General features: G+C 73.7%; 16 protein-coding genes. 10 read left to right on the top strand and 6 right to left on the bottom strand.

What is annotated here, in order from left to right; genetic code table 11:
- Positions 1-3 precede the first annotated feature (3 nt).
- The 4 genes from OG611_RS08410 (at position 4) to OG611_RS08395 (ending at position 6776) form a co-directional block, all read left to right on the top strand.
- Positions 4-2364, top strand: coding sequence for a protein kinase (locus OG611_RS08410; RefSeq protein WP_266417067.1), 2361 nt, complete (start codon positions 4-6; stop codon positions 2362-2364).
- On the top strand, positions 2361-4037 hold the full coding sequence (locus OG611_RS08405; RefSeq protein WP_266417065.1) for a hypothetical protein: 1677 nt from the start codon (positions 2361-2363) through the stop codon (positions 4035-4037). Before OG611_RS08410 ends, OG611_RS08405 begins: the two co-directional genes overlap by 4 nt.
- 73 nt (positions 4038-4110) lie before the next feature.
- Positions 4111-6180 carry an AAA family ATPase gene (locus tag OG611_RS08400; protein ID WP_266417063.1) on the top strand — a complete coding sequence of 690 codons (2070 nt, stop codon included), beginning with the start codon at positions 4111-4113 and terminating at the stop codon, positions 6178-6180.
- Complete coding sequence (locus tag OG611_RS08395; RefSeq protein ID WP_266417061.1) at positions 6177-6776, top strand: FHA domain-containing protein; 600 nt, start codon at positions 6177-6179, stop codon at positions 6774-6776. The genes OG611_RS08400 and OG611_RS08395 overlap by 4 nt, the downstream gene beginning before the upstream one ends.
- Before the next feature lie 39 nt (positions 6777-6815).
- On the opposite strand, the gene OG611_RS08390 is transcribed toward OG611_RS08395, so the two are convergent.
- The 3 genes from OG611_RS08390 to OG611_RS08380 are packed head-to-tail and all read right to left on the bottom strand — an operon-like array spanning position 6816 to position 11930.
- Positions 6816-7475 carry an RES family NAD+ phosphorylase gene (locus tag OG611_RS08390; RefSeq protein ID WP_266417059.1) on the bottom strand — a complete coding sequence of 220 codons (660 nt, stop codon included), beginning with the start codon at positions 7473-7475 and terminating at the stop codon, positions 6816-6818.
- Positions 7475-8134, bottom strand: coding sequence for a hypothetical protein (locus tag OG611_RS08385; protein ID WP_266417057.1), 660 nt, complete (start codon positions 8132-8134; stop codon positions 7475-7477). The genes OG611_RS08390 and OG611_RS08385 overlap by 1 nt, the downstream gene beginning before the upstream one ends.
- A 16-nt stretch (positions 8135-8150) precedes the next feature.
- Positions 8151-11930 carry a CHAT domain-containing protein gene (locus OG611_RS08380; protein WP_266417056.1) on the bottom strand — a complete coding sequence of 1260 codons (3780 nt, stop codon included), beginning with the start codon at positions 11928-11930 and terminating at the stop codon, positions 8151-8153.
- Between the two features lie 327 nt (positions 11931-12257).
- Here OG611_RS08380 and OG611_RS08375 point away from each other — a divergent pair, with 327 nt between their 5' ends.
- A complete protein-coding gene (locus OG611_RS08375) occupies positions 12258-12635 on the top strand; it encodes a hypothetical protein (RefSeq protein ID WP_266417055.1) in 378 nt (125 codons plus the stop codon).
- A complete protein-coding gene (locus OG611_RS08370) occupies positions 12632-13273 on the top strand; it encodes a hypothetical protein (protein ID WP_266417053.1) in 642 nt (213 codons plus the stop codon). Before OG611_RS08375 ends, OG611_RS08370 begins: the two co-directional genes overlap by 4 nt.
- Before the next feature lie 53 nt (positions 13274-13326).
- On the opposite strand, the gene OG611_RS08365 is transcribed toward OG611_RS08370, so the two are convergent.
- Positions 13327-13749, bottom strand: coding sequence for a hypothetical protein (locus tag OG611_RS08365; RefSeq protein WP_266417051.1), 423 nt, complete (start codon positions 13747-13749; stop codon positions 13327-13329).
- Positions 13750-13869: 120 nt separating this feature from the next.
- Between OG611_RS08365 and OG611_RS08360 the strand changes: the two genes are divergently transcribed.
- The 4 genes from OG611_RS08360 to OG611_RS08345 are packed head-to-tail and all read left to right on the top strand — an operon-like array spanning position 13870 to position 18067.
- Positions 13870-14802, top strand: coding sequence for a hypothetical protein (locus tag OG611_RS08360; protein ID WP_266417049.1), 933 nt, complete (start codon positions 13870-13872; stop codon positions 14800-14802).
- Between the two features lie 34 nt (positions 14803-14836).
- Positions 14837-15787 (top strand): NADP-dependent oxidoreductase, encoded by a 951-nt coding sequence (locus OG611_RS08355; protein ID WP_266417047.1) that lies wholly within the window; start codon positions 14837-14839, stop codon positions 15785-15787.
- 47 nt (positions 15788-15834) lie between these two features.
- Positions 15835-16086, top strand: a complete 252-nt coding sequence (locus OG611_RS08350; RefSeq protein WP_266417045.1) for a DUF2630 family protein — start codon at positions 15835-15837, stop codon at positions 16084-16086.
- A 22-nt stretch (positions 16087-16108) separates the two neighbouring features.
- The gene (locus OG611_RS08345) at positions 16109-18067 is read left to right on the top strand and encodes an FUSC family protein (protein ID WP_266417042.1); all 1959 of its coding nucleotides are present in this window, start codon (positions 16109-16111) and stop codon (positions 18065-18067) included.
- 25 nt (positions 18068-18092) lie between these two features.
- On the opposite strand, the gene OG611_RS08340 is transcribed toward OG611_RS08345, so the two are convergent.
- Together OG611_RS08340 and OG611_RS08335 are read right to left on the bottom strand one after the other, a co-directional pair.
- The gene (locus OG611_RS08340) at positions 18093-18494 is read right to left on the bottom strand and encodes an RNA-binding S4 domain-containing protein (protein WP_266417039.1); all 402 of its coding nucleotides are present in this window, start codon (positions 18492-18494) and stop codon (positions 18093-18095) included.
- Positions 18495-18554: 60 nt separating this feature from the next.
- On the bottom strand, positions 18555-20228 hold the full coding sequence (locus OG611_RS08335; protein WP_266417037.1) for a hypothetical protein: 1674 nt from the start codon (positions 20226-20228) through the stop codon (positions 18555-18557).
- Positions 20229-20471 lie beyond the last annotated feature (243 nt).

Raw genomic sequence — 20471 nt, 5'->3', positions numbered from 1 at the left:
CGCATGACTGTTCCGCCGCCCACGGAAGTGGAAGTCGACGAGGCCGGAACCGGCTACCGCGATCCGCGCGACGCGGAGACCCGCAAGGGGCTGGACCGGGTGCCGGCCGCACTGGGCGGACGCTTCGACCTCACCCAGGTGCTGAGCAGCGCCCACCGGCCGTCCCAGGCCGTGGTGCTGCGGGTCAAGGACCGGGAGGCCCGGCACGCGTCCGCCGACGTCCCCCTCGTACTGAAGTGGTACCACCACCGGTTCGGCCCCGACCCCGGCGTCCGCCGCGTCCTGGCCGAAGGGCCGGGCGGGCCGGTCGCCGGGCTGCTGGAGAGCGGCACCGCCGACGGCCACCCCTACGACCTGACCCTCTCGTACGGCGAGACCGACCTCGCCCGCTACCACGCCGACCACCCCGGGCCGCTGCCGCCCGCCCTGGTCCGGGCCGTCGTGGAACAGCTCCACGCGGCGCTGGTCGCGGTGCACGCGCGGGACATCGTGCACCGCGACGTCACGCCCGACAACATCATGGTGCGGATCCAGAACGAGGACCGGCCCGAACTGGTGCTGATCGACTTCGGCGCGGCGGTGCACGAGCCGCAGCACGACCGGTCGCGCCGGCGCGGCTGGGTGGGCAAGCCTCTCTACCTCGCACCGGAGGCGGCCCCGCACCGGCAGGCCGTGACCCCCGCCGTCGACTGGTGGTCCCTCGGCATGGTCGTCGCCGAACTGGCCGGCGGCAGCCACCCGATCGACTTCCGCGGCGACGAGGAGGTGCTGACCGAGGTCGCCACCCACGACCCCGAACTGCCCCTGCTGACCGACCCCCGCCTGCTGATGCTCTGTCAAGGACTGCTCACCCGGGCACCGGAGCACCGCTGGGGCGGCGATCAGGTGGCGGCCTGGCTGCGGGGTGAATCCCCACCGACGGCACCCCGCACGTCCGGTGCCGCGCCGCAGGACCTCCCGCCCCGGCGCACGCTGCGCCCCTTCCCCTTCATGGGCCGGGAGGTCACCGGCGCCGAGGAACTGGCCCGGCTCCTGGACGTCAACCGCCTCGCCACCGGACGGCTGCTGGGCCGTCGGAACCGGCGGGCCGAACTGGTCGAGTGGCTGGGCCAGTTCATCGACTCCCCCGGCCGCAGCTCCGAGGAGAACGAACGGCTCGTCGCCCTGCGCGCGGAACTCGCCGAACCGCCGGACGCCCGGACCACCGCACGGCTGATCAACTGGCTGGGCCCGCGACTGGAGGTCTCCTACCACGGGGTCCCCCTCGACACCCTGGGCATCCGGCAGCTGACCGAGGCGGTCACGGACGGCGACGCCGAGGCCCGCGCGGTACTGACCGATCTGCTGCGGCACGAACTGCTGCCCCTGCTCGCCGAACGTCCGGGCGGCGCCGGACTCGACGAGGTGCACCGGCGGTGGTCCGCGCACCGGGCCGCCTGGCGGCCGCTGACCGACGAGATCCTGTCGCGCGGCGGACCCCGCGACCGCGGCGCCGCCCGCGCCCGGCTGCGCAGCACCGATGCCGTCGACGCGATGCTGCTCCGGCTCGCCCACGAACCGGGGCGGGTCACGGCGGAACTGGCACGGGGGGCCGCCGCGGTGCGGGCCGCCCTGGCCGTGCCCGTCGACTGGTACACCCGGCTCGCCGCCGATCCGGACGACACCCTGCGGCTGATCGCCGCCCGGCTGCTGGCCGGTGTCGCCACCGACGAGGCCGCGGCGCGCCACGGGGAGCTGGCCGAGGCGGAGGCCGCCCGGCTGCTGGCCGCCGACCAGGACGCCACCCTTGTCTGGCTGCGCCGGCTGGAACGCCCGGCGATGCTGGGCTGGGCGCTGCTCGGGGCCACTACGGCCACCGTGCCGTGGGGGTTCGTGATCGGCCTCGCCGATGTCCTCGGACGGGCCTCCCAGCAGGCGGTCGTACTCGCCTGGGCACAGGCCCTGCCCGCCGCCGCCGCGGTGTTCGCCCTGGAGCTGTCCGCCGCGGCGTTCATCGGCCCGCCCCACTACCACCCCCGGCGGTCGCTCGCCGGGCGGCTGATCGCCACGTCGGAGCGCCCCGCCCGGTTCGCCCGGTCCCGCGGCCTGCGCACCCTGCTGCCGTCGGCCGCGCTGCTGGCCGCGGCGGTGGCCCTGGGGATCTACGCCGTCACCGTCGCGCCCTGGGCCTGGCCGATCGGCACCGTCGTGGCACTCACCGTCTGGACGGTGCACCGCACGGTCTCCTGGCGCCGGGAGCTGAGCCGGCTGCGCGCCGGGCGGACCGCGGACCGCACCGGCCGTCCGCGGGGCGTCGTGCCCGCGGGCCCGGCACGCACGTACCGGCCACACCATCCGCTGCCGCCGCCCGGAGGAGACCGATGAGCACCGGAGTCGCCCTGCCCTCGATCAGCGAGGTGTTCCCCGCGGTGGACTACGCACCGGCCGGCCAGTCGGTCGGCGATCTCGTCCCGCACGCCCAGGCCTTCGCACACCCCGGGGTCGCCCATGTGCCAGGGGCCGCGGACGCCGTCCACCAGGCCGCCGGGCACCTGACCGACGCGGCGGCCCACGGTCTGCACGAGCTGCTCGCCCCGGCGGCCGTCGCCCTGGGAGCGCTCAGCGGGGCGCTGCTGGCCGGCCGGGCCGCCCTCGTCACCACCCAGGTGCTCGCGGCGGCGGCCGTACGGGCCGCCGAGGAACAGGCGTGCCTCGAACGCCGGCAGGAGGCCTCCGCCGCCGCGGCCCAACAGTGGGAGGTCGCCGCCTTCGCCGCCGCGCGGGCGAACGCACGGCGGGAGGCACTGCTCGCACGGGTACGGCGGGCAGGGCGGGCGGCCCCGCCCGGCACTCCCCCGCCGCCGCCCCCCGGCCTCCCCGGCCCGCTCAGCCCGGTGGGCATGCCCCTGGCCCGGCTGCGCGAGCGACTGGCCGTCCTGGACGAGCGGATGCGTCACGCCGAGGCCGCGCACGCCGACTGGGTGCAGCGGGCGAGCCGGAACGTCTTCGCCGGACCGGAGGACGACGCCTGGCAGCGTGAACTGCGGGCCCGGCGCGCCTCGGTGCTGCACGAGCACCGGTCGCGGCCGGACGCCGCGCGGGACGCGGACCCCTCCGTCGCGCGCCGGGAGGACGAGGCCCTGCCGCAGCCGCCCGCCGCCGAGGAACTGCGGCACGAGGACGCCGTGCGGATCGGGGCCGAACTGCTCGCCCGGCTCGACGTGGCCGCCACCGCCGAGGACGCCGCACCGGCCGCCGCCGCGGTGCGGCACGCGCTCGCCGCCGCCGCGACCCGCCCGCTCAAGGCCCGCACCCATCTGCGCGAGGCACGCCGCTTCGTCGCCGACACCAACCGTGCCGTCCGGGCCCGCCGCGCCGCCGAGGAACGGGCCGCCGCACAGCTCCACTTCCTGGAGACCACGGCCCCGCAGGGCACGGACCCACTTCCGCCGGCCCCGGCCGAGACCGCGCTGCTGCGCCGGGTGCTCGACGAGGGCCGCCCGCTGGAACCCCATGAGCAGCAGCAGGTGGACGACCGGGTGTCGGAGCGGCTGGCGGAGCTGGAACGCCGGTACGTCGAGCGGATGCTGCGGCTCGCGATCTCCGGCACGGACCGCTCCGAGGGCCGGGGGGCCGACTCGTCGCACCCGCGCGACCGGCTCGTCCGCTTCGACTGGACGCCGCCCGACTGGGGCGAGGAGCACTGGCTGCGGATCGTCCTGGACGGGGAGCACGCGCGAGTGGCCACCATGCGCCGCGAACAGCCCGGTGCGCGCGACGGCGCCGCGCTCGCCCGGGACGCCGAACGGTGCCACCGGGCCGGCGACCACGTGGACCGGCTGCGGGAGATCGCCCGACAACTCGGCGTCGCCCTGGACTTCGTCTTCGAGGAGAGCGGCACCGTACCCGGGACACGGGGCGAGGAAGGCGTTCTTGTGCTCGGCGAGGACACCGTGGGCGCGCGGCCGGAAACGTCCGGGAACACGCGCGAAGGACAAGGGCTCCGGGGCGAGGACCGGCGGCCCAGGTACCGCACGGCTCCGACCGGCGACCGCTGACGCCACCGGCCGTCCGGCCGACGCCCCGCCGTCGCGGAAGACGTGAACACGATCGAGGATGCGGAGGAAGGGTGTGGACACCCACGGCACCGAGGACACGCGGTCCTACGACTACCGCAAGCACCGTCCGGGCCACGACGGACCGCCCGCCGAGGTCCGGGACGGCACGGAGGAGGGCGGGCCGGAGCGCGCGGTGCCGCTGTTCGTCGAGGAGCTGACGAGCACGCTGGGCGTGCACTCCCAGTACGTCCTGCACGGCAACATCCAGGACCTCCACCTGGTGCGTCACCGTTCCCGGGACGCCCACCACCCGTTGGTCGAGGTCGTGTGGAACGCCCTGCGCAGGCTGGGGTACCAGGCGCTGATCCGCTACGACCAGATCCGGGGCTTCCGCGTCGTCACGGGCCCCGAACAGCTGATGGTCGAGGAACTGCTGCATGTCACCCGGCAGTCCGGCGGCCGGGACCGGCACCGCCCGCCGGTCCTGATGGAGATCGAGCCGCTGCTCCACGGCATCGTCACGGGCTGGGCCGAGCACCGGCGCGCCGGCCACGGCAACGGCCGGTCGGCGGCGCCCCTCCGGGTCGCCCTGCTCGTCGAGCACGCCGCCCGGCTGACCACCGATGTCACCCGGCTCACCGAGTCCGAGCGCGACTTCTTCGTGGCCTGCCTCAAGCTCGCCGAGCAGGCCGCGCCGGTCCCGCTGCCGCCGGGCGTGCTGTCGCCGTCCGCGAGCCGCGGCGCCACACCGCTGTTCAACCCGGTCATCTGGCTCACCGAGGGCGAACGCGATCTGCCGAACTGGCTGGTCTCCGGGAGCGAACGCATCCGCACCATCGCGGTGCCCGACCCGGACGCCGACGAACGCCGGCGGATGGCCGCCCTCCTGCGGCACGAGCACACCGGGCCGGACGACGACGGGCACCGCACCGGTGGCGGGGTGACGGGCAAGGACCCGGTGGACGCCTTCGCACGGGCGTCCGTCGGGCTGCCGCTGCGGGCCATGCGGCAATCCCTCGACCTGGCCCTCTCCCGGGGCATTCCGTTCGGCGCCATGGCCGACGCGGTACGGATGTACCGGCTGGGGGTGGAGAAGAACCCGTGGCGGCGCGACGAGATCCGGCAGCGGATCATCGAGGGCGAACGCACCGTGCCGGAGCGGGTGCTCGGTCAGGAGGCGGCCGTCTCCATGACGCTGGACATCCTCAAGCGGGCCGCGATGGGGCTCTCGGGCTCCCAGGCCACCAACCCGGGCCACCGGCCGCGTGGCGTGCTGTTCTTCGCGGGCCCCACCGGCACGGGCAAGACCGAGCTGGCCAAGGCCGTCGCCTCGGTGCTGTTCGACAGCGACCAGGCGTATCTGCGCTTCGACATGAGTGAGTTCTCCTCCTCGCACTCGGCGGACCGCCTGGTGGGGGCCCCGCCCGGATACGTGGGGTACGAGGCGGGCGGAGAGCTGACGACCGCGGTGCGCGGCAATCCGTTCCGGGTGATCCTGTTCGACGAGATCGAGAAGGCCGACAAGGGAGTTCTCGACAAGTTCCTCCAGGTGCTGGAGGACGGCAGGCTCACCGACGGGCAGGGCGTCACCACGTACTTCAGCGAATGCGTGCTGATCTTCACCTCCAATCTGGGGGTGCAGCGCACCGACCCGCAGACCGAGGAACGGGAGTGGATCGTCCGCCCGGGAACCCCGTACCGGGAACTGGCCCGGACCGTGCGGCTGAACGTGAAGCGTCACTTCGAGCACGTCATCGGCCGGCCCGAGCTGATGAACCGGCTCGGCGGCAATGTGGTGGTCTTCGACTTCATCTCCGGCGAGGTGGCCGAACGGATCATGAAGCTCCAGATCGACAACATCCGGCGCCAGTTGCTGGCCGAGCACAGCATCTCCCTCGAACTCTCCCCGCACGCACGGGCCCAGCTGACCGAGTACTGCACGCACGACCAGTGGAACGGCGGCCGGGGCATCGGCATGACGCTGGAGACGCACCTGATCAACCCGCTGGCCCGCGCCCTGTTCGCCGATCCGGCGATCGGTGCGGGCTGGACCGTGTCGGTGCGGGAGGTCCACGAGCGCGACGACGGCCGGGTGGAGATCCGCATCGATACGTCGCCCGGCTTCGTGCCCGGTCAGCGATGACCGCGCCGGTCCGGGGCACCGACGGGGACCGGGACGACGGGTACGAGGGACACGACGGTTACGAGGGGTACGACGGGTACGACGACGACTGGGAATCCGTACCGGACGAGGAGGTGCGCGGGCCGGTCCCGCCTCCCCCGGACACCGCCGCCGGCGTGCGCTGCCCCGGCTGTGCGGCTCTCGTGCCGCCCGGGACCCCGCGCTGTCCACGCTGTCTGGCCCGGATCGGCGGCGAGGGCGGCGGGACGGCGCCGCCCGGCACCCGGGTGGTGCTGCACTTCGACACCCTGGCCCTGTCGCTGCCCGTCCAGCCCGGGGAACCACTGAGGCTCGGCAGGGACCCGGACTGGGCCCCCGCCTCGGCCGGTGCCTTCAAGGACCTGTCCGTCGTGTCCCGTCGGCATGCCAGTGTGAGCGTCGATCCCGACGGCACGGTCTGGGTCACCGAGGAGACCGACGGAACCGTGAACGGCACCTGGGTGAACGGCGGTCACCTCCTGCCGGGTGAACGGCACCGGCTGCGCCACGGCGACCGCCTCCAGCTGAGCCACCGGGTCGGCTGCACCGTCCGCATCACGGGGGACGGGCCCTGCTGAGGCGGCGCCGCTCCGTCCCGACCGGGGCGGGGCGGGGCGTCAGTCCGGCCAGGGCGAGGAGATCACGGCCCGGAGCGGGTTGAGCAGCCGGTTCGCCTCGGCCAGGCCCTCGGGGGAGTCGAGCCGCAGGCTTCGGTCCGGGTCGGTGTCCAGCGGTGCCTCCCCGCAACGGTCACCGAAGAGCTGCAGGGCGCTCCTGGGCCGGCACCGCTTCGACTCCCAGACCAGACCGTGCGTCTCGGAGGCGTGCTCACGCATCAGCCGTACCCAGTAGCGGGTCTTCGGGTAGTCCCCGGCCTCGGAGTCGACCAGCCAGGAGTCCTGCCAGACGGCGGCCAGGCCCTCGGCCGTCGCCAGTTCGACGAGGGACAGTTCGCGGGTGGTGCGCACCACCGAGAGCGTGTACCGGGACGCCTGCGCCCATGGGACCAGCCGCACCGCCGTGCGGTCCTCGAAGTCGACCGCGCGCAGCAGGACTTCGCAGAGCGCGGTGACCGGGTCGAGCGCGGCGTAGAGGAACGGGTAGGGGTCCTGTTCGGTGGCGTCGAACCGGTTGCCGCGGAAGTACGGGTGGGCTTGGTTGGGGTTGAAGGACTCGGGGCCGAAGTCGTTCTCGTGGCAGCGCCAGAGCTCGGTCCCCGCGGGCAGGACGCGCAGCAGGGGCCGCATGGCGACGCCGGTGGGCGGGATCTGGTCCATCAGCCCGCCACCAGTTCGAGTGCGGCCCGCGCGAGGTCCTCGTCGGGGACGGCGCCGAGGAGTTCGGCCGGGATTCCCGCCAGCCGGCCGTTGCCGCCGAGCCACCAGTCCGCGGCGCCCCAGGGGTCCTTGTCGGCCATCAGGATGTGGTTGATACGACGCACCACCGGCAGCGGTTCGGTCGTGCCCGGGGCGAACTGGAACCGGGGATACCGGTCCCCGGCCCCGGGATGGCGCAGTCTGATGAGACCGGCGGCCGCGGGGTCGTCCGCGGTTTCCGGGGCGAGTTCCGCCGGGCCCAGGGCCGGGGTCTCCCACAGCCGTTCATGAGCGGTACGGAGCAACTCCGCGGGGCCGGGCGGAGGGTCGGCGAACAGGTCGAGGAGTTCGCCGAGCAGCGCCCGGTCGACCGTCGGGGCGGACGGGGCGTCCGCGTAGCGGACCGTGCCGCTCAGCTCCCGGGCCACCGGGTGGTCGGAGGGCAGGGCGCGCAGTTGCAGCCGCAGGCCGCGCAGGGCCCGTTCGACGGCCTTGCGGTCACCGGCCGCCGCGAGGTCGTTCAGACCGTCGCACAGCCGTGCGCGCCGGCCGCCGTCGAGAGCGGCGAGCGTCATCGGCCAGTGGGTGCGGAGCAGGGAAAGGAACGCGTCAGGGGTCATCTCCGTGCTTCTCCTTTCACGGGGCGAGCGGGGCAGACGGGGCGGACGTATGCGTGCCGGGGGCGCCGTCCTGGCCGGCCGCTCCCGGATTGCCCTGGTGGATGAAGGCGGCCCAGGCGAACGGCACCGACAGGTCCAGCTCGGCGGCCGCACGGCCGAGTTCGGGCGTCAGACCGCGCACGGTGTCCCGTCGGCCGGGCGGCGCCAGCATCCAGCGCTGGGCGGCCCGCAGCGCGTCCGGCGGGGCCAGCCCGGCGCCGAGACGGTCGTGGAAGACGGTCATCAGTACCGAGCTGGCCACGTCCGGGACGGTCCAGCGGGAGCCCACCACGTCGGCGGCCAGCCGGTGCGCCAGGGCCGTGGTCAGTGTCAGCGCCTCGTCGTGGTCGCGGGCGCTGAGGTCCGTCTCGCAGGCGCTGAGCACGACCAGGGGGCCGCCCGCCCCCTCCGTACGGTCGAACGGTGTGTCCAGCAGCGCGGTGACCGTGAGTCTGCCCGCCTCCGGTTCCGTGCCCTGCGGCCAGCCGAGTTCCAGCGCTGAGGCGGTGGGGTCGGAACCCGCCACCCCGTGGCAGGCCAGGTGCACGAGGGCGACGCGCCCGGTGTCCCGTCCGGGCCCCGCCCCCAGCAGCGCCAGCACTTCCTGCGGGGTGCCCTCGGGCGGTTCCGGGGTCAGGTCGCGGGTCATCAGGGTTCCGTACAGGGCGGCGTCCGGGTAGTAGGTGTCGGCCAGGGCCAGAATCTCGTCCTCGGCACCGTCCAGGTCCCAGCCGGGAACGCACACCAGCGCCTGTCCCAGGGCGGCCGGCAGTCGTTCCCGGCCGGCCGCCCGTGCGAACTCCCGTCCGGACGCGGCGTACGAGAGGACGGCCAGCTCACACGCCCGTACCGTGCCGGGCCTGCCGTCCGGCGCCGGGCCGTGCCCGGGTGCCGGGGGGACCGTGAGCAGGGCCGCCTGCCAGGGCACCACACCGAGGTTCCCGCAGGCGATCAGGGTCAGCCGGACCGGTTGTGGCGCGGGTTGCGTCGCGGGGCCGCCCACCAGGCCCGATTCCGTGAGTCCCCTTTCCCACAACGCGAGTTCGTCGAGGACGGGGGCCATCACGGCCTCGCCCGCCCAGGCGCAGAGCGCGTCCAGTGCGGCCTCCCAGCGCTGCTGCCCCCGCCGGGCCGTGGCGTGCTGGGCCGCGGCGTCCAGATAGCCGTCGAGCGGGGCCCGGCCCTCGGCCGACAGACCGGGCAGGGGCAGCGACCGGGGCGGCTGCCCCGGGACCAGCAGCACGGCGGAGCCGTCCGCGCCTCCCTGCCCCGGCAGGAGGTACACCAACGCGTCGATCCCCGCGCGCCCGGCGGCGGCGACCAGCTCGGACACGGCGGGAATCCGCCCGGGGACGTCCTCCCCGTCGGCGGGACGCAGCAGTTCCAGGGCCCGGCGGCGCAGGGCGCTCGGCAGTTCCGGGCTACCGAACGACGCGCCCAGCACGACCTCCGCCAGCTCCGACCGGCTGCCTCCCGCGCGGGGGCCGGTGGTTCTCCGGGAGGTTTCCCGGCGCCACCTGTCGGCCAGTTCGTGCTCGCCGCGCTCCGCCAGCCGTTCGGCGACCGTGGCCGAGACCGCCGCCGCCCCGAGGACCAGTGCCCGTCCCTCCTCCAGACAGGCCACCGCGTCCGCGGGCCGCCCGGCACCGACCGCCCAGCCGGCGGCGGCCAGCGCGCGGCTGGCACCGGTCCTGGCGACCTGGAGGCCGTGCTGGACGCCCTGCTGGAGCAGGACGTCGTCGGCGATGGTGCGGAGCGAGTGCCGGGCGCTCTCGACCGCCCTGACCAGGTCGTCCCCTCCGTGGGCGGCTCGCCGCCCGTACGCGTCGGCCAGCTGCCAGTGCATGGCGGCGGCCGACCCCCCGCTCACCCCCGTCAGCTCCTCCTCGGTGCACTCCAGCTCGGTGATCATCTCGTCCAGGACGGACGGATCGCCGGTCATGCCGTACACCGCGTCGAGGGCCAGCCCGATCGCCTGCCGTGCCCGCACCCGCTGATCGACCATGACGGGCGCACCCAGCAAGGTCGCCCGGGTCCGCCGGATGCCTTCCTGGATACGGTCGACGGAGGGTTCGAGGAAGGAGCTCAAGGTCAGCAGCGGCGCCCAGCTCATGTCGAGCATCGTCTGTGCCAGCAGTGGTACGTCCGGGCTCGTCAGCGCCTGTTCCTGGTAGTGCACCGCACTGCGCAGCGAGTCGATGCTGCCGGTGAGCCAAGCGAGGGAGAGATGGACCACGCCCAGCTCGTAGAGCGGGAGGAACGACCACTCGGTGTCCTCACAGGCGTCCAGAATGTCGAGGAGTTCTCCCACCAGCGCTTCGAGCGTCTCCGTATCGCCGACCTCGCCCGCCCCGGTCGCCCGTATGTGGATCCGCAGACACTGATTGACCATCAATGCTTCGCTCAAGCCCGGCAGTTCGGGCAGAGCATCGGCCGACAGCCCCTCACCGGGGGTCAGGAGATCCTCCAGAATCGCCTGCGCCTCCTCCAGGTCCTGGAGGCTCCCGCCGACCAGCATGGCGCCGACCAGGGCACCGGGCAGCATGCTCCGCGCCATCCAGGCCATCTTGTCGTCCGGGCCCGCCGCCGCCGCGGCCTCGCGGATCAGCCGCAGCGCCTCCTGGAATTCCTCCGGACGGCCGGTGCGGATTCCGAGCCCCATCGCGCCGAGTGCGGACAGGACCTGGTCACCGGGCTCCGCCCCCTGCCCGGGGTCACCCAGCCTGGTCAGCAGCTCGGCGAATTCGTCCGGTGCGAGCACGCCCGGCCGGTCCATCTCGGCGAGCAGGGCCACGATGTCGCGCATGTTGTCGTCCGAATCCGGTGCCGACAGGGCGGAGACGGCCCGAGCCAGTTCCGGCAGGGCCGACGGACGCCCGTCCTGCGCCGCCGGGCCGCCGCCCACGGCGGCCGGTTCCTCGCTCGTCAGGTCCGTAGCATCCGATGCCGGTTCCTCGCCCGCCAGGTCCGCCGCATCCGATGCCGGACCCTCGCCCGCCAGGTCCGTCGCATCCGATGCCGGGCCCTCGTCAGCCAGTCCCTGTGCGCTGGATCTGACCAACGGCATCAGCGTCCGCACGACGGAGCCCAACGGGCCGGAGGGCATCATCGGGCCGAGGTCACCGGCGAGCATCTGCTCGCACATGGCCGCCAGACCCCGGGCATCGCCCCCGTTCAGCGCCTCGGCGTACGCGCTCATCATCGAGAGGCCCTGGAGGACGGGAGGCGCGGCGCCGCCGATCTCCTCCACCAACTGCTGGAGTTCGGGAAGGGCTTCGATGACGCCGGCACCGCCGAGCTTCTCGGGCTTGCCCATCTGCATCAGCAGCGAGAACCCGTCCAGGCCGATCGCGCTGTCGAAGCGGCCCGGAGCGACGCGCACCGCCGGGCCCAGCAGCAGGGCGACGAGTTCGCGCGCGGCCCCCAGGTGGTCGTCCGGTGCGAGGAGACCGGACGCGCGGGCCCCACGCAGCAGGCGTATCGCCTCGTGCCGGTCGGACTCCGCCCCGTCGGCCGCCCACCGCGAGCCGGTCAGTGTCCCGAGCCGGGCCGTCACCGCCTGCCCCAGCGGATCGCCCGGCAGGTCCCGTTCGAACTCCGCGCTCAGAGCACGCAGTTCGGATATCAGCGCGTCACGTTCCGCTCCCTGCGGGCCCGTCGGCGCGGCGACCGCCGCGGGCAGTGCCCGCGCTCCCGCCGTCCGGCGGATCGCGTCGGCCGCCCGCTCCCGCAGCCCGGCGTCGTCGGTGTCGTTCAACACCCCTCCTCCCGCCGCCCGTTCGGGCAGTCACGGCGCCCCCCGAGTCGATGCGGGGCCCTGTTGCGGACATGATGCCCACGGGCACCGGTCGCCAGGACCGTTTCGCGGCAGCCGCCGGAATACGTCCCATAATCGACCGGAAACCGGACAACAACCCTCCGGCCAGCGGTGATTCCGGCACCGAGCGGCGGCACGACACCGACGCGCCGCCGACGGCGTACCGCGCCGAAGCCTCCGCGCCCGAACAGGGCCCGGCCTTCTGGCAGCATCGGAAACCGGACGCGAGCCACTGACGTCCGCCGCCCCGCCCACGGGAGACGCCTCATGCCCGAGCCCGCCCCGCCCACGCGAAACCCCCCGACGGACCCCGCTCGTACGGGGCGTGCGTCCGCCCTCCCGTACGAAGAGGTCACGGAGCCCGGCTACCCCTCCTCGTACACCGCCGGCCTGCGCATCGAAGCCACCGGGGACGGAGCCGTCCTGACCGGCACCTGCCCGCGCTGCCACTGCGCGACGGTCTACACCTGGACGCGTTCCGTCGTCCGGGCCGCGCCGCGCACCGGCCGGCCCCGGCGCACCGGCACGGGGCTCGTCCCGGTGCCGGTGCTCTGCGTCTGCACGACCGAGCATCCTGGCCGGCCCGGCGACGAGGAGGGCTGCGGGGCGTACTGGAACATCCTGCTGGAGAGGGAGCGGAGATGACCTGGCGTGCCGTACCGGGACCGGCCGGGGTCCCGGCCGACCGGCTCGCGGCCCGCCATCACCGCGCCCTGCTGCGCCGGGAGCTGCCCCGGGTCCGGGAGTCGGCACTGGCCTGGCGCAACGGCCTCGCCGCGCTCCTGGCCGGGCTGGTCGGGTTCGGCCTCCTCCGGGGCCGCAGCGACATCGGCTCGCTCGCCGCCCCGTACGCCGTCGCCGTCGGCCTCGTGCTGCTCCTCGCGCTCCTCTGCGGCGCCGCGGGGAGCCTGTCGCTGCTGCGCGCCGCCCACGGCCGTCCGGCGGCCGCGGGCGACACCGGCGCGTTCCGGGTCGACCACGTCGCCGAGGACCACACCGAGGCGCTGCGCGCCGCCCAGGCCCTCGGACGGGGCGTGCCGTTCACTCTCTGCTGCGCCGCGCTGCTCATCGCGGCCGTGGGGATCACCTGGTACGGGCCGTCGAAGGAGGGCCCCCGCGTCTCGGTCACCACCCCCGCCGGAACGGTCTGCGGGGAACCGCTGCGCGCCCGCGGGGGCCGGATGACGCTCAGGACCGACGCGGGCCAGGTGGTGGCGGACCTGACCCGGGCCACCACGGTGCACGCGGTGATGTCGTGCGCCCCGCCGCCGGCGAACGGCTGACAGCGGGGCGCGGCAGGTCGTCGGGCGGCACGTGCGGTGCGTGCCGCCCGCGTTCACGCACGGGGGCGGATGTCCTCGTGCGTGTAGAAGATGTAGAAGGTGGTGATGAACATGCCGAGGCCGACCGCCAGTCCCAGCGCCGAGGACCGCAGCACGCTCGAATCGGTCAGCCCGACCAGCAGGCCGACCGCCGCAGCCGTCAGCGCGCCGTAGGCCGCCGCCCGCACCAGGGGCAGCATGGCGTGCTGGATCCGGCCCAGCGCGAAGCACAGGGCGGCGAGCACCACCGCGGTGATCAGGCCGTACCAGAACTGCCGGCCACCGCTCGCGCCGTTGTTGCGGAGGATGAACGAGGCGTAGAGGCCGTACGCGGCACCCAGCGTGACGGGTATCGCCCAGGAGAGCGTGCTGTGCCCGCGTGCGTGTGCCCTCGGCCCGGTCCGTCCGCGGGTCGGCATTGCTGCGTGTGTGGACATGGCGGAGTTCTCCTTCCGTCGCCCCTGTTTCCTTCCAGGGCACACCCGGCCGTGCCGCCCGGCAACTCGGATGGCCCACAACCCGGGGCGCGCCGCCCGTCCACGGGATTCCCTGGGAGGGTGCGGACGTATCTCTCGGCGGGTCTCTCGGTGGTGCTGGTGGTGCTGCTCGCCGTCCTCGTCCCGGTCGGCGCGCTGTCCGCCTGGGTGGATCTGGAGATCGACAACACGGACCGTTACGTCGGCGCGGTGGCCCCGCTCGCCTCCGACCCCGATGTGCAGAACACCGTCACCGACCTCATCACCGACGGGGCGATGAAGCAGATCGACGCCGGGCCGCTCCAGAACACCGTGCGGGACTTCCTGCGCCAGGCGGTGCTGTCCTTCACCACCACCGACGCCTTCCAGGACGCGTGGAACGCCGCCAACCGCACCGCCCACAAGGCCGTCACCGCCGCTCTGAACGGCAACACCGGCGAGGCCGTGATCATCGATCTGGCGCCCGTGACCGAGCGGGTCAAACAGAATCTGCAGGAGAACGGGGTGCCGTTCGCCGACCGGATCCCGGTCCAGCACACCGACATCACGCTCATCTCCGCCGACCGCGCCGACCAGCTGCGCCAGACCTTCCGCCTGCTGCGGACCGGCAGCGTCTGGCCGGCCGTGGGCACGCTCGTGGTCGCCGTCCTGGCCGTGGTCGTGGCCTGGGCGCGCGGCGGCGGCCCGGGGCGCAGGCGCTCCGGGCTCGCCGCACTCTCCGCCACCGCCCTGGCCGGGCTCGGCCTCGCGCTCGGGGCGCTCCTGCTGCGCGCGGTGATCGCGTACACCCGCGACCGGGTGCTGTCCGAGGTGCCGGACAGCGAGACGGCGGGGGCGGCGGCGGTGTACGACGCCCTGACGGGCTCGCTGCGCACGACGGTGTGGATCGTGTGCGCCGCGGGGCTGGCGGTGGCGCTGTGCGCGGGGCTCGTACGACGGCGGGCGGGCCGGGGACGGCCCGCCCCGGGCTCGACGTGCGGCGGCGGGCGGGCCGGGGAAGAGTGGATCTCATGACTGCCGGATCGGGGGCGACTGAGAGGTCTTCCGCATGCGAGCCATAGCCGTCGGCGCGTTCCGGGCCGACCCCGCACTGGTGGAGATACCCAAGCCCGAGCCGGAAGCCGGAGAGGTACGGGTCAGGATCGAGTACGCCGCGCTCAATCCGTCCGACTGGCAGGCCGCACAGGGTTCCCCGGACGACGGACCGGCGCAGCGCGTGTTCCCGATGGTCATCGGCGTGGACTTCGCCGGCCGGGTGGACATGATCGGCAGCGGCGACAACCGTTTCCGGGTCGGCGACCAGGTCTTCGGCCGGGTCGCCCGGCCGAACGCGGCCGGGGGCGGCACGTACTGCGACTACGTGTCCGTGCCGCAGGACTCCGCCATCACCGTCGTCCCGCCCGGCCTCCCCCTCCGGGCCGCGGCCGCGCTGCCCTCCGCCGGGATGACGGCCGCCCAGATCCTGGAGATCGCAGTGTTCCGCGGCCACGAGAGCCTGCTGATCGTCGGTGCGGCGGGCGGCGTCGGCAGCTATCTGACCCAGCTCGCCTCGGCCCGCGACATACGCGTGATCGCCGCCGTGCGCGGCGACGAGCGCAGGCGGATGACGGAGCTGGGCGCCGCCGTCACGATCGACGTCACCGACCGCCCGCTCGAAGCGGCGGTACGGGAGAGCTGCCCGGACGGCGTCGACGCGCTGGTCGACCTGGTCTCCACCACCCCGGAATCCTTCGCCGCCCATGCCGCCCTGGTACGCGGCGGCGGCATCGCCCTCACCACCCGGGGCGTCGCCGTCGGCGCCGCCCTGCCCGCGGGCGTGACCGGCATCGACTTCCGGCTCGAACCCACCCCGGTCCTGCTCGACGTCCTGGCCGCGGGCGCCGCCGAAGGTGTGCTGCGGGTGCCCATCGACATCGAACTCCCGCTGGAGAAAGCCCCGCAGGCCCTCGACCGGAACCGGACGGGTGGCGCACGTGGCAAGACCGTCATCGCGCTCTGAGCCCCCTCCCGTACACCGCCCACCTCCCCCGAAGGAGACGAGACGTCATGGACGACCGCGAACGCGACATCATCGACGACATCGGCGGGCTCATCTCCGAGGAACGGAGCCTGCGCGACCGCTCCACCCGGGAGATGGGCCTGAGCGCGGACGAGAAGTCACGGCTGCGTACCGTTGAGGTACGGCTCGACCAGTGCTGGGACCTGCTGCGACAGCGCCGTGCACTGAGCGAGTTCGGCGAGGATCCGTCCACGGCGGAGGTCCGGCCCGCCGACGAGGTCGAGGGCTACCGCAGCTGACCGTACGACTCAGGGGGACGCGTTGACCGACACGGAGGCCGCATCCGGACGGCGGCGCGCGACGCCACCCCCCTGGCTGCTCAGCGGCCTGCGCCCGCAGTCGTCCACGCCCATCGCCTGGGCGGCGGTCCTGCGTGCCTCCGTCTCCCTGGCCGCACCGCTCGCCGTCGGCTTCGCGCTGGACCGGCCGGCGTACGGCGCGCTCGTCTCCATGGGCGCGCTCTCCGGCGTCATCGGCGACACCGCCGACGCGTACCGGATGCGCATCCTCAACATCGCCGTACCGCAGCTCTTCGGCGCGCTCGGCATCATGCTCGGCACGCTGGTGTACGGAACCGGCTGGGCGGCCGTCGCCGCGCTGACCCTGGTCGGCCTGGTCTCCGGAATGATGTCGACGATCGGCGCCGTCGCCTCCGTGTCCGGGCTGCTGCTCCTGCTCAACGCGGTGGTCGGCGCCGGACTCCCGATGCCGGAACCCTGGTGGGTGGCGCCGCTGCTGCTCACGGTCGGCGGTCTGTTCGTCCTCGCCCTGACCCTGCTGGCCTGGCCGCTGCGGCGGAAGCTTCCGGAGCGGGTCGCGGTCGCGGGCACCTATCTCGCGGTCGCCGACCTGCTCGCCGCCGCGGGCACCCACGCGTACGAGGACCAGCGCCACGCCGTCACCCAGTCCCTCAACACCTCCTACGACCTGATCCTGGCCCGCCGGGCCCGCTACCACGGCCGCAGCAACGCCATGGTGCGGCTGCTCGCCCAGCTCAATGTCGTCATCCCGCTCGTCGAAGCGGCGCCCGCCGTCCATGTGCGCCGGCTCACGCTCCCGGACGAGATCCCGGCGGCGGTGCGCGAACTGGCCGCCGCCGTCGAGGAGAGCCGCACCGGCCGCCCCGAACTCACCCTGCCCGCACCGGACTCGCCCGCCACCCGGGCGGTGGACAGCGCCCTGCGGCACGCGGCGGTCGTCGTGCACAAGGCCGACCCCGACCCGTACAACGTCGACGACCGGCTCGGCCGCCCCGCCGTCCTCGGGGTACGGATCCGGCGGACCACCCGCGACGTACTGCTCTCCGGGGCCTCGTGGCGGTACGGGCTGCGCCTGGCCCTCTGCATCGGCCTGGCCCAGGCACTGACCTCGCTGATCCCGGTGCCGCGCTCCTACTGGGTCGCGCTGACCGTCACGTTCGTCCTCAAGCCCGACTTCGGCTCGGTGTTCTCGCGGGCCGTGCTGCGCTCGGTGGGCACCGCGGCCGGTCTCGTGATCGCCGCACCGGTGCTCGCCGCGGTGCCGATCGGCTGGTGGGACGTGCCGGTGATGGTGGTGCTCGCCGCGCTGATCCCGGCGCTCACCGCGAAGGGCTACGCCTTCCAGACCGCGGCCATCACCCCGGTGATCCTGCTCCTGTCCGACCTGCTGAACCACCAGGGCTTCCATCTGGTCTGGCCGCGCTTCCTGGACAGCCTGATCGGCTGCGCGATCGTGCTGGTGGCGGGCTACCTGCTGTGGCCGGAGAGCTGGCACGTACGGATCGGCCACCGGCTCGCGGACGCGGTGACGGACATCGCCGACTACGTGGCGTACGCCTTCGAGCCGGGCCGCTCCGGCGACCACGCGGAACGGGTGCGGGCCCGGCGCCGGATCTACCGCGATCTGTCGGTCGTACGTTCCGAATTCCAGCGCGCCCTGACGGAGCCGCCCCCGGTCGGCACCCGGGCCGCCGCCTGGTGGCCGCTGGTCGTCGCGGTCGAACGCATCGTGGACGCGACGACGGCGGCCCGGGTCCGGGTCAACCACGGAGCACCCGAGCCGCCGCCGGCGGAGGTCGCGGAGGTCCAGCGGCAGCTGCGGGAGCTGGCCGACGGGATACGGGCGAGCGAGGTCCTGGTGGAGGTGCGCACCGAACTCCCGGGCGACGAGGAAGGCGTACTGGCCCCGCTGCGCCAGGAGGTGGCGGCGGCCAGGGCCATCGCGTCCCCCCAGCCGTAGCGGGGGCAATCGGCCCGCCCGGCCGTCACTCCGTGGGGCCGGGCCCCCGCAGCCGCTCCATCTCGCGCCGGTCCCGCTTCGTCGGCCGCCCCGCGCCCCGGTCCCGTACCGGAACCTGGATCGCCGCCTCGCGCGGCGGTGGCGGCGGACTGTTGTCGATGAAGCACTCCGCCGCCACCGGAGGGCCGACCCTCTTCTTGACGATCTTCGACACGACCACGATCCGGTCGCGGCCGGCATGCCGGAGCCGCACCTCGTCGCCGACGCGCAACGCCTGGGCGGGCTTGGCGCGCTCGCCGGCGACCTTCACATGACCCGCGCGGCAGGCGGCAGCGGCCTGCGAACGGGTCTTCGTCAGCCGGACCGACCAGATCCAGACATCGACCCGAACACTGCCCTCCGCCTGCGGCGCCTCACCGGAAACCATGCATCCGACTGTAGTGCGGTGCACGCTCCGGGTCAGGTCCGGTGAGTCAGGTCGCGCGGATCAGCCGAAGTCGCTGACCACTTCGGACATGTTGTAGCTGTACACCTCGCGCTTGCACGCCCCGCACTTGCTCGACGCGTGCTCGCTCAGCGACCACAGCTGCGGCGCGAAGCCGTCTCCGCGCCCGTGCGCGAGGTAGAGGTCCTCGGGCCCGAACGCCGACTCCAGCGTCTTCGCGTTGCCGACGAGCCGGGACGTTCCGTCGACCGTGCCGGGCGTGGCCTGGAGCAGCCTGCCGTTGTCGTAGCCGTTGCTGCGGTGGAAGTACCACTTGCCCTCGTACCGCGTGACGCCCTGGATCTTGTGCCACAGGGCCTCGCCGTCGAAGGTGGCACCGGTCGGCAGGCCGTAGGCCAGGTCGGCATCGGCGGCCGTACCGGTCGCGCCCTCGACCGCGGCGGTCAGCGCGGTCATCGGATACGTGCCGACGCGGCCGGGGCTCGTGCCGCCGTTGTTGGTGTTGCAGTACTCACCGAGAACCATGTGGTCGGTGTCGGTACGGTCCAGCGAGATGTACGAGGCCTTCGGGCGACCGGTGGCGTAGCACTGGTTCCCGCTGGTGGTCCCGCCGTTCTTCGCCGTGGTGAACTTCAGCGTGGCGACCTGCGGCATGACATAGCGGTAGCCGTAGCCGTACCAGACGTTGTTCTGCCGGCCGACCCGCTTCTTGTCCACGACGTTGCTGACCAGACCGTCCGGCGTCGGGTCGTCGATGTCTGCCTTGTTGTCCGGGTTGAGATCCATGATCTTGCGCAGGTCGAAGACCCGCATGCCGTTGGCGGTGTCGGCGACGTACAGGTAGTTGCCGTACCAGACCATTCCACCGGCGTGGATGCCGTTCTGCGCGGCGCAGGAGGGCGTCACCTCGGTGGTGCACCTGCCCTCGCGCGCGTGCAGCGCGTCGAAGGAGATGTGGTCCTTGGAGTTCATGTACGGCCAGACCAGCAGCACATGGCGGTACATCTGGGTGGCCTGGTTGAAGAAGCTGACCCGGATGCCCTTTTCGTTGCAGGCGTCCGATGCCGAGCTCTGGACGCAGTTGTCGCTGCCCGAGGCGTAGTTGCTGCGGCCCGGGTTCTCCGCGTCGTAACCGGCCACGGCGATCGGCTCGGCGTTGGACGTGCCCCAGTCCTCGTCCTCCTGCGCGTCCGAGACGCCGGTGATGGCCTGCGGCACCCACTCCGAGGAGGTGGCGTCGTCGCTCTTCCAGCAGACGCGGTGGTTGACCGCCAGATCGGAGCCGTAGATACCGGCGGTTCCACAGGCGCTCTCCCAGCCGGCCGGCCGATTGGCCTGCTCCATCAGCTCGGTGAGGCCCTGTTTGGGCAGCGCGGCGTCCAGTTTCGTGACGAGACCGGACATTTCGGTGCTCTTCGCCAGCTTGAAGTCGCCGGCCCGGCCGGGGACGGGGGCGGAAGCGGAGACGCGCGGGGCGGTGGATGCGGCCTCGTTGCCCGTTGCGGTTCCGGGTCCGGTTCCGGTTCCGGTTCCGGTTCCGGTTCCGGTTCCGGTTCCGGCGAAGTCGTCCTGCTCGGCCTCGGATTCGTTGTCGAATCCGTCGTCCGGCATACCCTCGTGGCCCGGTACGGGGTCGTCGGCTGCCTGCGCCGCGGACGGCGAGGCGGACGCCGGAGCGGCGGCGGCACCGACCGTCGGAGCGAGGCCGGAAAGCATCGCCCCTGCCGCAAGGGCGCAGGCGGCAAAACGCGTTCTACGGGATGGTTTTCCCATGGCGGAGCCTTTCTCTGCAACGCAGGCAAACAGCGGACAACGGTGCGCCCGACTTCGCGTCGGGCACACCGTCCGTTCACGTTAACGAGGCAACTCGGGACCAGGTACGCACATTTGAGCGACGCACATCAGGCCCGCACGGCATGCACACGGGAGTCATTCAGGGATCGGTCGGTCTCAGTTCCC

Source organism: Streptomyces sp. NBC_01363 (assembly GCF_026340595.1).
GTDB lineage: Bacteria > Actinomycetota > Actinomycetes > Streptomycetales > Streptomycetaceae > Streptomyces.
This window is presented reverse-complemented; position numbering and strand designations above follow the sequence as displayed.